This is a genomic window from Pseudomonas sp. GM24 (genome assembly GCF_000282235.1).
Classification (GTDB): domain Bacteria; phylum Pseudomonadota; class Gammaproteobacteria; order Pseudomonadales; family Pseudomonadaceae; genus Aquipseudomonas.
This window is the reverse complement of sequence record NZ_AKJR01000149.1, coordinates 1-11,799: the sequence shown is the minus strand read 5'-3', so window position 1 is coordinate 11,799 and position 11,799 is coordinate 1. Positions and strand designations below refer to the sequence as shown.

Here is an 11,799-nt window from a genome sequence, read left to right as displayed (position 1 = left end):
GATGGTCGAACCGTTCGACAGGGTGATCGTCACCGGAGTTTGCGCTGCGTTGGTCAGCGTCGCGGTGTAGGTGATCTGGCCGCCTTCGACGACGGTGCCGGTAGCGGTGAGGCTCACGCTGGTGGTGTCGACCGAGTCGGTAACCGTGGTGGTGGCTGGCGTGGTGTTTGGCACCAGGTTTTCAAAGTTGCCGCCGCTGGCGCCAGTAATGGTGGTGCTGACAGTGCCGCCATTGTTGTAGACGTCATTGGCCGCCGTCGGCACGTTGACGGTGCCGGTGGTCTGGCCAGCCTCAATGGTGATGGTCGAACCGTTCGACAGGGTGACGGTCACCGGGGTTTGCGCCGGGTTGGTCAGGGTCGCGGTGTAGGTGATCTGGCCGCCTTCGACCACTGTGCCGGTGGCAGTCAGGGTCAGGTTGGTGGTGTCGATCGAGTCGGTGATGGTGGTCACCGCTGGCGTCGGGTTCGGCACCAGGTTTTCGAAGTTGCCGCCAGTCGCACCGGTGATGGTGGTGGTGACGGTGCTGCCGTTGTTATAGACGTCGTTGGCTGGAGTCGGCACGTTGACGGTGCCGGTGGTCTGGCCGGCGCCGATGGTGATGGTCGAGCCGTTCGACAGGGTGACGGTCACCGGGGTTTGCGCCGGGTTGGTCAGGGTCGCGGTGTACGTGATCTGGCCGCCTTCGGTGACACTCGGCCCGGCCGTCAGGGTGACGGTGGTGGTGTCGATGGTGTCGGTGACCTGGGTCGTGGCCGGAGTGGTCGGCGGGGTCACGGTGATGCCATTGCCGCCGGTGGTGCCGGTGACGGTCACGTCGATCTGGGTCGGGTCGTTATAAACGGTGTCGTTCGGCGCCAGTGGCACGTTGACGGTGCCGGTGGTTGCACCGGCCGGAATCACGATCACCGCGCCGTTGGACAGGGTGATGGTCAGGTCGGTCAGCGGCGCCTGGGTCAGGGTCGCGGTGTACACCAGCACACCGCCGGCTTCGGTGATGGACGGCGTGGCGCTGAGGCTCAGGGTCGAATCACGCAGGGCGTTGGTGGTGGTATCGGTGGTCTGGCCGCCGGTAATGTTTTGCGCAGCTTGACCGGCAGCGTTGATGCCTGCGGTCGGGAAGCCAATGGTCGGGTCAACGCGGCCAGCGGTGGCATCGAGCATCACGAAGCTGTGACCGCCACCGGCAGCACCGCCCGTGCCTGCGGCGCTTGGGCCGGCAGCAGTAGCGTCCAGCGCGGTGGTCGGGTCGACACCGGCGGCGATGGCTTGCTGCAGTTCGGCTACCGACGGCGCTGCCTGCGCGGTGGCTTCGGCCAAATCAGTGCTGGAGTCGGGCGCGTTGGCGCTCCACTGAGTTTCACGGCCCAGATCAAGGGTGCGGCCATCGGCCAATTCAAGCGACACGGCGCCGGAGAGGCCGGTGTCGATCTGGTCGCCGACAAACAGACGATCGCCTTCAACGAGTACGCGACGCACGCCCTCTGGGGACACCACGAATACCTGACCGACAATGCTTTTGACGATGGCAACAACACTGCTCATTGAAGACTCTCCGGGTGTCACGTTCAGTTGACTTCCATGGACCTGACGGCATGGGCGCCGATTCAGTCTGGACGTACTTTAAAAATTTGCGAAACAAGTTTGACGCGTCTTTTCGTCAATAATTTGGCTAGATTCTTTCGCTATTAACTTTATGCCAAACTATTGACCTTCTGGGTGCCATCCTAAACAATCGCCCCACTAATGTCACATTGATATTTCCGCGGCGACCTGTCCTTCAGCGTGTGATCCAGTTCCTGTTTTGAACTTTCCGACATACGGTCAATCTGGTTGCCATCATCCGACGCAGCGCCACGTTTTGCTGTGATTCAAGACAAGAAGTTCTGGGAAATTCCTATCATGCGTTCGCCCCTGCTTTTCGCCGTACCCTTCGCCCTCGCCGCCTCTTTTGTACAAGCACAATCCTTACCAGAAGCCATGCAGCAGGCACTGGATGTCCATCCGGAAATCCAGGCAGGGGTCAACAGTCGTTTGGCTGCGGATTATCAGTTAAGAGCGGCAAAAGGTGGATACCTGCCGAAGGTCGATCTGCTCGGCGGTTATGGCCGTGAGGGTACCGACAGCGTCACCACCCGCGCCAATTCCGGTAACCACTACGAAACCCTGAATCGTAGCGAGTCAAGTTTACGTCTCTCGCAAATGGTCTTTGACGGTTTTGCGACGTCCAGCGAGGTCGGGCGTCAACAAGCCACCGTCAACTCCCGCGCTTACTCGTTGCTCGGTACTTCCGAGCGCACCGCGCTGACCGTCGCCCAGGTCTATCTGGACGTGCTGACCCGCCGCGAATTCGTGCGTCTGGCCGAAGAAAACCTCAAGAGCCACCAGCGCATCTACGACCAGATCCAGTTGCGCACCCAGCGTGGCGTCGGCAGCGGTGCCGACCTCGATCAGGCCGAAGCGCGGATGGCCCAGGCCCGCAACAACCTGATCACCGAGCAGACCAACCTCGCCGACTCGGAAACCAACTTCCTCAGCGCCGTCGGCCAGATGCCTGATCAACTCGAGCGTCCGGCACCGTTCATGGCGATGATGCCGGCCAACCTCAATGAAGCGCGCCAGCAAATGTTGGAAAACAGCCCGATCCTGCGCTCGGCCGAGTCCGACATCGCCGCCGCCGAGAAGCAATACGAAACCGCCAAGTCGACCTTTTACCCACGTTTCGACGCCGAACTGGGCCGCACCGCCGACAACGACCTCGACGGCCAGAACGGTCACAACAACGAATGGCAAGCCATGCTGCGCATGCGCTTCAACCTCTATTCCGGTGGCAGCAACAAGGCCGATCTGGAATCCAAGTCGTACCTGTCGAACCAGGCTTTGGATATTCGCAACAACGCCCTGCGCCAGTTGAACGAAGAACTCGGTCTGGCCTGGAACGCCTTGAACAACGCTAATGCCCAGGTGCCGATCGCGCAGCAATACGTCGATCACAGCACCTCGGTGCGCACCGCCTACCAGCGTCAGTTCAGCCTCGGCGAGCGTACCCTGCTCGATTTGCTCGACAGCGAAAACGAGTTGTTCACCGCTTCGCGGCGTCTGGCTGAAATCAAAAACATTCAGTTATTTACTCAGTACCGAATCAAGGCGACCATGGGCGAGTTGCTCAGAAGCCAGGGAGTGGTCGCACCGTTGGCATCCGTTGTGCAAAACGACGTCAAGCCCAAGGTCCAGCTGCCTGGGATGAATTGAGTTATCCCTTTTCAACTGTCAAAGAGTGTCGAGCGTGGAATCAGAAGTCAGTCGAGTTCAACTCAGTCATGATCCACGCGCGTTGCACGACGATCCTTTACTGGACGGACTGCTCGCCCTTTGCATGCTGCACCAGAAACCCGCCAGCGCGGCGATGCTGACCACCGGACTGCCGCTGCCCAAACAACGCCTGAGTGTCGAGTTGCTGCCCCGCGCGGCAGCTCGCGCCGGCCTGCAAGGTCGGGTATTGCAGCGCAAACTGGAAGAAATTCCGGCGATCGCCATGCCGGCACTGTTGCTGCTCAAGGATGGCCGCAGCGCCGTCCTGCTCGGCTGGCAGGGCGATAACGAAGCGCGGGTGTTGCTCAGTGAAACCGATGGTGGTGAGTCGATTGTCAGTCGCGAATTGCTCGCTGACGATTACACCGGCAAAGTCTTCTTCGCCCAGCCGCAACACAAATTCGACGTCAACCACGGCACGCTGATTCCGCGTGCGCGCTCGTGGTTCCGCGACACCCTCAAGCGTTCGCGCTGGCTGTACGCCGATGCGATTGCCGCGAGTTTCCTGATCAACATCATCGCCATGGCCGCGCCGCTGTTCGTGATGAACGTCTACGATCGCGTGGTGCCGAACCAGGCCGAAGCGACCCTGTGGGTTCTGGCGTTGGGCATCACCGGCGCCTACATCTTTGACCTGATCCTCAAGAGTCTGCGCGCCCTGTGCCTGGATCTGGCCGGGAAGAAAACCGACCTGATCATCTCCGCGACGCTGTTCGAGCGCATTGTCGGCATGGCGATGAAATACCGTCCGGCGCGAGTCGGCAGCTTCGCGCAGAACATCCACGAATTTCAGAGCCTGCGCGACTTCCTCGCCTCGCTGACCCTGACCAGCCTGATCGACCTGCCGTTCACCATCCTGATCTTCATCGTCATCGCCATTCTCGGCGGGCATCTGGTGTGGATTCCGGTGCTGGCGTTCCCGATTGCCCTGCTGATCGGCTACGCCTTGCAGAAGCCGCTGGTGGCGACCATGGAGCGCACCATGGCCCTTGGCGCCGAGCGCCAGTCGAGCCTGATCGAAACCCTCGCCGGTCTCGACGCGGTGAAGGTCAATAACGCGGAGAGCGAACGCCAGTACCAGTGGGAACAGACCATCGGCACCCTCAGCCGCCTCGAGCTGCGGGTGAAAATGCTCTCCGGCCTGGCGATGAACATCACCCTGCTGATCCAGCAACTGGCCGGGGTGATCATGATCGTCTTCGGCGTGTACCAGATCATCGCCGGCAACCTGAGCATGGGCGGTCTGATTGCCTGCTACATGCTCAGCGGTCGCGCACTGAGCCCGTTGGCCTCGCTGTCGGGTCTGTTGACCCGTTATCAGCAAGCCCGCGTGACCATGACCTCGGTCGACCAGATGATGGAGTTGCCGCAAGAGCGCAATTTTGAAGAGCGCCCGCTGAGCCGCAAGGTTTTGCAAGGCGCGATCGAGTGCCGCCAGCTCAGCTTCACTTACCCGGAACAACAGAACCCGGCGCTGAAGAACATCAATCTGGTGATTCGTCCCGGCGAGAAGATCGGCATCATCGGCCGCAGCGGCTCGGGCAAGAGTTCGCTGGCGAAATTGCTGGTCGGCCTGTATCAGCCGGACGACGGCGCGCTGCTGGTCGACGGTGTGGATATCCGTCAGATCGACGTCAGCGAACTGCGCTACAACATTGGCTACGTGCCGCAAGACATCCAACTGCTGGCCGGCACCCTGCGTGACAACCTCGTCTCCGGCGCCCGTTATGTAGAAGACGAACTCGTCCTGCAAGCCGCCGAACTGGCCGGCGTCCACGAATTCGCCCGTCTGCATCCACAAGGTTACGAGCTGCAAGTCGGCGAGCGCGGGCAGAACCTCTCCGGTGGTCAACGGCAGAACGTCGCACTGGCCAGGGCGCTGTTGCTCAATCCGCCGATCCTGCTGATGGACGAGCCGACCAGTGCGATGGACAACACCGGTGAAGAACGCCTCAAGCAACGCCTCGCCGCGGTGATTGAAAACAAGACCGTGGTGCTGGTGACGCACCGGGCTTCACTGTTGTCGCTGGTCGATCGTCTGCTGGTGATCGACCGTGGGCAAATTCTCGCCGATGGCCCGAAAGCCGCCGTGATGGAAGCGTTGAAGAAGGGGCAGATCAGTGTTGCTTAAGTCGGGTTTCAAGGATTCGATCCGTCGCTACTTCAAAGGCTCGGCATCACTGCAGGGCCAGCCACTGCCGGAGGTCAACAAAGCGCTGATCGAGGACGCCCCGCGCGTCGTGCGCCTGACCATCTGGGCGATCATCGGCTTCTTTATCTTTCTGCTGCTGTGGGCCAACTTCGCCGTGATCGACGAAGTGACCAAGGGCGACGGCAAAGCGATTCCGTCGTCGAAGATCCAGAAAATCCAGAACCTTGAGGGCGGGATCATCTCCGAACTGTTCGTCAAGGAAGGCCAGATTGTCGAAGCCGGTGCACCGCTGATTCGTCTAGACGACACGCGATTTGCGTCGAACGTCGGTGAAACTGAAGCCGATCGCCTGTCGATGCTGCTGCGCGTAGAACGCCTCAGCGCCGAGGTCGATGACCGTCCGCTGAATTTCCCCGAGGACGTGCTCAAAGCCGTGCCCGGTCAGGCCAAGAGTGAAGAGTCGCTGTACATCAGCCGCCGTCAGCAGTTGCACGACGAGATTGGTGGTTTGCAGGAGCAGTTGATCCAGCGTCAGCAAGAGCTGCGCGAATTCGCCTCCAAGCAAGCGCAGTATCGCCAGCAACTCGGTTTGCAGCGTCAGGAAATCAACATGTCCGAGCCGCTGGTGGCGCAGGGCGCGGTGTCTCCAGTGGAGGTCTTGCGTCTGAAGCGTGCCGAGGTGGAAACTCGTGGTCAGCTGGATGCAACGACGTTGGCCATCCCGCGTGCCGAATCGGCGATCAAGGAAGTGCAGCGCAAGATCGACGAGACGCGCGGCAAGTTCCGCAGCGAAGCGCTGACCCAACTCAACGAAGCCCGCACCGACCTGAACAAGGCCAGCGCGACGGGCAAGGCGCTGGAAGACCGCGTCAGCCGCACGCTGGTGACATCGCCGGTGCGCGGCATCGTCAACAAGTTGCTGGTCAACACCATCGGCGGCGTGATCCAGCCGGGCAGCGACATGGTCGAAATCGTACCGCTAGACGACACACTACTGGTCGAAGCCAAGATCCGCCCGCAAGACATTGCCTTCCTGCATCCGGGGCAGGAAGCGATCGTCAAGTTCACCGCCTACGACTACACCATTTACGGCGGGCTCAAAGCCAAGCTTGAGCAGATTGGTGCCGACACCATTACCGACGAAGACAAGAAAACCACGTACTACATCATCAAGGTGCGTACTGAGCGCAGCCACTTGGGTACCGATGAAAAGCCGTTGCTGATCATCCCGGGGATGGTCGCGTCGGTGGACATCATTACCGGCAAGAAGTCGGTGTTGAGTTATCTGCTCAAACCGATCATCCGTGCGCGGGCAGAGGCGTTGCACGAGCGCTAGATCTTCAGCGCTGCTGACGGCCTCTTCGCGAGCAGGCTCACTCCTACAGTAACCGCATTTCTCCAGAGGAATGCGATCCCTGTAGGAGTGAGCCTGCTCGCGATAGCGGCAGCCCAAACACCACATCTCTGTCAGTAAGTGACAAAAACCGTCACTCACCATCCAGTTCATTCCGCACCAATCGCCATATCGTTATTCATTAACGGTATTTAATTTCCGATTCTTATAGCTATAAAGTCATCCCCCTGCGTACCTGCCGACCAATCGGCGCGCCGCACGACCTGAACCAACACGCAATCCAGCGTGAGTGTCTGATCGACGAGCGCGCCCGTGAGCGCGCCGTGCGTGGGAGATGGAAAGATGTCCGCAGCTACTGCTTCCCCAAGCGCCGCGACCGCCGCGCCGCAATCCTTTGAAATCCGCCCGTTCAGCGGTGCCGTCGGCGCCGAGATCATTGGCCTTGACCTCAGCCGGCCGATCAATGATCAGGACTTTGCGCGCATTCATCGCGCGCACCTGGATCACCACGTCGTGGTGTTCCGCGACCAGCAAATCACCCCGCAACAGCAAATCGACTTCAGCCGCCGCTTCGGCGTGTTGCAGATCCATGTGCTCAAGCAGTTCCTGCTGGCCAACCACCCGGAAATCCTCATCGTTTCCAACATCATCGAAAACGGCCAGAACATCGGCCTCGGTGATGCCGGCAAGTTCTGGCACTCCGACCTCTCTTATAAAGAGCTGCCGAGCCTCGGTTCGATGCTCCACGCGCAGGAGTTGCCGTCCGAGGGTGGCGACACCCTGTTCGCCGATATGCACAAAGCCTGGGACAGCTTGCCCGAGGCATTGCGCAAAGCGGTCGAAGGCCGCAGTGCTGCGCATTCCTACACGGCGCGCTACAGCGAAACCAAATTCGAAGGCAACTGGCGCCCGACCCTGACCCCGGAGCAACTGGCCCAGGTCGCGGAAGTGGTGCACCCGGTGGTGCGTACGCACCCGGAAAACGGCCGCAAGGCGTTGTTCGTCAGCGAAGGTTTCACCACGCGCATCGTCGGCCTCCCGGAAGACGAGAGCCAGCAGCTGCTGAGCGAGCTCTACGCCCACAGCGTGCTGCCGCAGAACATCTACCGCCATCAGTGGCAGCCCCACGATCTGGTGTTCTGGGACAACCGTTCGCTGATCCATCTCGCCGCCGGCTGCCCCGCGCACCTGCGCCGCAAGCTGTATCGCACGACCATTCAGGGCGACGCGCCTTTCTGATTCGCCGGAGATTGATCAAAAAATGAACGCTCCCTTGCCAGGCCACGCGGCCAGCAACCCGATCGCCCGCAGCGACGCGTTGCTGGCGGTCGATCATGTCAGCCTCGAATACCGCACGCCGCAACGCGTGGTGCGCGCCACCCACCAAGTCAGTTTTGAAATTGATCCGGCCGATCGCTACGTGCTGCTCGGCCCGTCCGGTTGCGGCAAATCCACGTTGCTGAAGGCGGTCGCCGGGTTCATTCAACCGTGCGAAGGCGAGATCCGTCTGCAAGGCCAGCGCGTCGACGCGCCGGGGCCGGACCGCATCGTAGTGTTTCAGGAATTCGATCAACTGCCGCCGTGGAAAACCGTCAAACAGAACGTGATGTTTCCACTGCTTGCCTCGCGTACCCTGAAGAAAAAAGAAGCCGAAGAGCGTGCGCTGCACTATCTGGAAAAGGTCGGACTGGCGGCATTCGCCGATGCCTATCCGCACACCTTGTCCGGCGGCATGAAAGCGCGCGTGGCGATTGCCCGGGCGTTGGCGATGCAGCCGAAAATCCTCTTGATGGACGAACCGTTCGCCGCACTCGATGCGCTGACCCGCCGCAAGATGCAGGAAGAGTTGCTGCTGCTCTGGGAAGAGGTGCGCTTCACTCTGCTGTTCGTCACCCACTCGATTGAAGAGGCGCTGGTGGTCGGTAATCGCATCCTGCTGCTGTCGCCGCATCCCGGCCGAGTGCGCGCCGAAGTGCACAGCCATCAATACGATCTGCACAGCCTCGGTGGCGTGGCGTTTCAGGAATCGGCGCGGCGCATTCATCGTTTGTTGTTCGATGAAGGCCAGTCGCCGGAAACCGAGCGTGACCACGACTTCAATGACATTCGCATTGCCTATTGAGCGGCCAGGAGGATTACCCGATGAGCCATTCATCATCTGTGCGTGAAGAGTTTGAAATTGTTCTGGAGCCGCTGACTGAAGTGCCGGTCGAGCGGGAGTTGTCGCTCGGCACGCGGCTGTGGCAACAGGGCTGGCTGCGTAAAGGCCTGATCCTGATTGTGCTCGCAGTCGTGTGGGAAGTGGTCGCGCGGATTCAGAACAACGACCTGATGCTGCCGAGTTTCTTGCAGACCAGCCATGCGTTGTTCGACGGGCTGCTCAGTGGTGAGTTATTGGCCAAGGTGTGGATATCGCTGGTGGTGCTGATCAAGGGTTATCTGATCGGCATCGTTTTGGCGTTCGCCCTGACCACGTTGGCCGTATCGACGCAGTTGGGCCGTGATCTGCTGAGCACGATGACTTCGATGTTCAACCCGTTGCCGGCGATTGCCCTGCTGCCATTGGCGCTGCTGTGGTTTGGCCTGGGGCAGAACAGCCTGATTTTCGTGCTGGTGCATTCGGTGTTGTGGGCGTTGGCGCTGAACACCTATGCCGGGTTTCTCGGCGTTTCCGAGACACTGCGCATGGCTGGGCGCAATTATGGTTTGAAGGGCTTGCGGCTGGTGCTGTTCATCCTGATTCCGGCAGCGCTGCCGTCGATTCTCGCCGGGTTGAAGATCGGCTGGGCGTTTGCCTGGCGCACGTTGATTGCCGCTGAATTGGTTTTTGGTGCGACCAGTGGCAAGGGCGGGCTGGGTTGGTACATCTTTCAGAATCGTAATGAGCTGTATACCGACAAGGTGTTTGCCGGGTTGGCGGTGGTGATTCTGATCGGCTTGCTGGTGGAGAATCTGGTGTTCGATACGCTGGAGAGGGTGACGGTGAAGCGTTGGGGTATGCAGCGCTGATTGATTCAGGCTTGTTTTATGTTGGTATTTCAATGCTTAAGTTTTGTGGCAGGGGGCCGTTAAAGGGGCATTGAAATCCACAATGAAAAAGGAATTTTTTCTTTGGCTAGAGAAGGGTCTGAATCGAACGCGAATACATGTAAACCCAATGTTGTAGGTTGGGTTTTGTCGCTGTCGTTTTTTCTTTTTGTTGCAAGCCTCTTCATATCCTCAAATGACCTGCTGACACCGGGTTGGGTTTTGGCTTTAACGTGCGCTTCGATGATCGCGGCCATATTTGGCGTCGTAATTCTGATCGAACAAAAGATTCTGAGACACTTCGGTAATTACGCAGTCTCCGCTTTCTTCTGGACGATACTCCTTGGTGCAGCCACCTACTTTGCCAGGATGAAGGCGGTCAGTGATATCAACAGTATTTTTCCCTTTGATGCGTCGGCCCTTCCTATGACGTTAGTGGCCGGTACTGTTATTCAACTGATGATTTTTCTATTTTGGCCCCTGGTTGTAGGGGCGGTTGTCGCGGCGTTCTATCTTGTCCTCAAAGTACGAGACAGCGAGTTTTGGTCCGAGACACATAAAAATCCATTAGCAGTGATTTTTTCTGCCGCTCTGATTTGTTTCATGACGGGCATGAGTGCGTTTTACGTAGACCATTTTTTCTCGGAGACCAAGCGTCTACAGATCCTGTACAGAGTCGCCCATGCGGCTGATTTCAGTTCGAATTTCAATTGCGCAGGAGTTGATCCGAAGCAGTACCACGTTTTGTTTGTGGGGCCGGAGCAGCGCCGTATCTCAATTGCAGAGATTATTCCGGAAACTTTCATCTATTTTGGACCTCGTGTTGCTGACATCATGCAAGAAGTGACGCTTCCAGGTAAGGAAAGTCTTGAGCTAAATGACTGTTTGCCAGGGATAGCCAAGACCACTGATCCTCTCGCAGAGCGCATCAACGAATTGCATTTTGAAATTAAGCCGATCAACAACTGAGAGCTCATCCCTCTGTTAGCATTGTGTCTGGATCAATCCAGATCAGCCAAGAGTGCTCAGCGTGCAACTCCCGGACATGAACCTTCTGGTCGCCCTCGACGCCTTGCTCGACGAGGGCAGTGTGGTCGGCGCCGCGCGGCGGATGAACCTCAGCCCGGCCGCAATGAGCCGAACCCTGACGCGGATCCGCGAAGCGATCGGTGATCCGATCCTCGTGCGTGCTGGACGTGGCTTGGTGCCAACCCCCAAAGCGCTGGAGTTGCGCGAGCAGGTGCGCGATGTGGTCGAGCAGGCCGCGCTGCTGTTCCGCTCGGCCGACTCGGTGGAACTGGGCACGCTGCGCCGGCGCTTCAGCATCCGCGCCAATGACTTCTTCATCGGCGTCTACGGCGGCAAGCTGTTCGACACCCTCGATCAACTGGCGCCGCACTGTGAGTTGCGCTTCGTCCCGGAAGGCGATGGCGACGATGAAGCCCTGCGTGAAGGGCGCATCGATTTGAGCGTCAGTAATACCCGCCCTGTCACTCCTGAAGTCAAAGTGCAGAATCTGTTTTCGACGCACTTCGTGGGACTGGTGCGAGAAGATCATCCATTGCTCGACGGTGAAATCACTGCCGAGCGCTATGCCGGGTTTTCCCACATCAGCATGTCGCGCCGGGGCATCGCTCGCGGCCCGATTGATACCGCGCTGAATGCGCTGGGTCTGGAGCGGCGCGTCGCGGTGATCGCGCCGAGTTTCCATGCGGCGATGTTTGCGTTGCCTGATTCCGACCTGATCCTGCCGGTTCCCAAAGAAGCGCTGCTGAGTGTGCGCCGGCTCGGTTTGAAACTGCGCTCATTCGACCTGCCAATCCCGTTGCCGACGTTGATGCTGACTCAAGCCTGGCACCCTCGATTCGACAAGGACCCCGCGCACCGCTGGCTGCGCGAAACCCTCAAGGCCTGTTGCGACGAAACCTGGCTGGCTGCACAACCCTAAAGATCA

The 11,799-nt window shown here is 59.3% G+C and carries 10 protein-coding genes; 8 read left to right on the top strand and 2 right to left on the bottom strand.

All coding sequences use genetic code 11. The features are described 5' to 3' along the window. On the bottom strand, window positions 1-1,545 hold a 1,545-nt coding region (locus PMI23_RS17420; protein WP_007950027.1), incomplete at its 3' end, for a retention module-containing protein. 357 nt (window positions 1,546-1,902) lie between these two features. Here PMI23_RS17420 and PMI23_RS17415 point away from each other — a divergent pair. The 6 genes from PMI23_RS17415 to PMI23_RS17390 all read left to right on the top strand — a co-directional run bounded on the left by PMI23_RS17415 (window position 1,903) and on the right by PMI23_RS17390 (window position 9,827). Further along, on the top strand, window positions 1,903-3,252 hold the full coding sequence (locus PMI23_RS17415; RefSeq protein ID WP_007918308.1) for a TolC family outer membrane protein: 1,350 nt from the start codon (window positions 1,903-1,905) through the stop codon (window positions 3,250-3,252). Window positions 3,253-3,286: 34 nt separating this feature from the next. Further along, window positions 3,287-5,443, top strand: coding sequence for a type I secretion system permease/ATPase (locus PMI23_RS17410; RefSeq protein WP_007918310.1), 2,157 nt, complete (start codon window positions 3,287-3,289; stop codon window positions 5,441-5,443). Next, entirely contained in the window at window positions 5,433-6,800 is a 1,368-nt protein-coding gene (locus tag PMI23_RS17405; RefSeq protein ID WP_007918311.1) for an HlyD family type I secretion periplasmic adaptor subunit, read from the top strand. The genes PMI23_RS17410 and PMI23_RS17405 overlap by 11 nt, the downstream gene beginning before the upstream one ends. A gap of 360 nt (window positions 6,801-7,160) precedes the next feature. Continuing rightward, on the top strand, window positions 7,161-8,057 hold the full coding sequence (locus tag PMI23_RS17400; protein ID WP_007918313.1) for a TauD/TfdA dioxygenase family protein: 897 nt from the start codon (window positions 7,161-7,163) through the stop codon (window positions 8,055-8,057). A 22-nt stretch (window positions 8,058-8,079) separates the two neighbouring features. Next, entirely contained in the window at window positions 8,080-8,940 is an 861-nt protein-coding gene (locus tag PMI23_RS17395; protein ID WP_007918315.1) for an ABC transporter ATP-binding protein, read from the top strand. A gap of 20 nt (window positions 8,941-8,960) precedes the next feature. Then, a complete protein-coding gene (locus tag PMI23_RS17390; protein ID WP_007918317.1) occupies window positions 8,961-9,827 on the top strand; it encodes an ABC transporter permease in 867 nt (288 codons plus the stop codon). A 59-nt stretch (window positions 9,828-9,886) separates the two neighbouring features. Here PMI23_RS17390 and PMI23_RS29785 read toward each other — a convergent pair whose 3' ends face one another. Continuing rightward, window positions 9,887-10,102 carry a hypothetical protein gene (locus tag PMI23_RS29785; RefSeq protein WP_157279744.1) on the bottom strand — a complete coding sequence of 72 codons (216 nt, stop codon included), beginning with the start codon at window positions 10,100-10,102 and terminating at the stop codon, window positions 9,887-9,889. On the opposite strand from PMI23_RS29785, the gene PMI23_RS17385 reads away from it, so the two are divergent. Next, window positions 10,089-10,814, top strand: a complete 726-nt coding sequence (locus tag PMI23_RS17385; protein ID WP_007918319.1) for a hypothetical protein — start codon at window positions 10,089-10,091, stop codon at window positions 10,812-10,814. The genes PMI23_RS29785 and PMI23_RS17385 overlap by 14 nt on opposite strands. Window positions 10,815-10,875: 61 nt before the next feature. Next, window positions 10,876-11,793 (top strand): LysR family transcriptional regulator, encoded by a 918-nt coding sequence (locus tag PMI23_RS17380; protein ID WP_016985559.1) that lies wholly within the window; start codon window positions 10,876-10,878, stop codon window positions 11,791-11,793. Window positions 11,794-11,799: the final 6 nt, after the last annotated feature.

Bases quoted from the DNA above. Each gene is read 5' to 3' on its own strand.
- PMI23_RS17415 (WP_007918308.1), top strand. From the start codon at position 1,903: ATGCGTTCGCCCCTGCTTTTCGCCGTACCCTTCGCCCTCGCCGCCTCT.
- PMI23_RS17400 (WP_007918313.1), top strand. From the start codon at position 7,161: ATGTCCGCAGCTACTGCTTCCCCAAGCGCCGCGACCGCCGCGCCGCAA.
- PMI23_RS17395 (WP_007918315.1), top strand. From the start codon at position 8,080: ATGAACGCTCCCTTGCCAGGCCACGCGGCCAGCAACCCGATCGCCCGC.
- PMI23_RS17390 (WP_007918317.1), top strand. From the start codon at position 8,961: ATGAGCCATTCATCATCTGTGCGTGAAGAGTTTGAAATTGTTCTGGAG.
- PMI23_RS17385 (WP_007918319.1), top strand. From the start codon at position 10,089: ATGATCGCGGCCATATTTGGCGTCGTAATTCTGATCGAACAAAAGATT.
- PMI23_RS29785 (WP_157279744.1), bottom strand. From the start codon at position 10,102: ATGGCCGCGATCATCGAAGCGCACGTTAAAGCCAAAACCCAACCCGGT.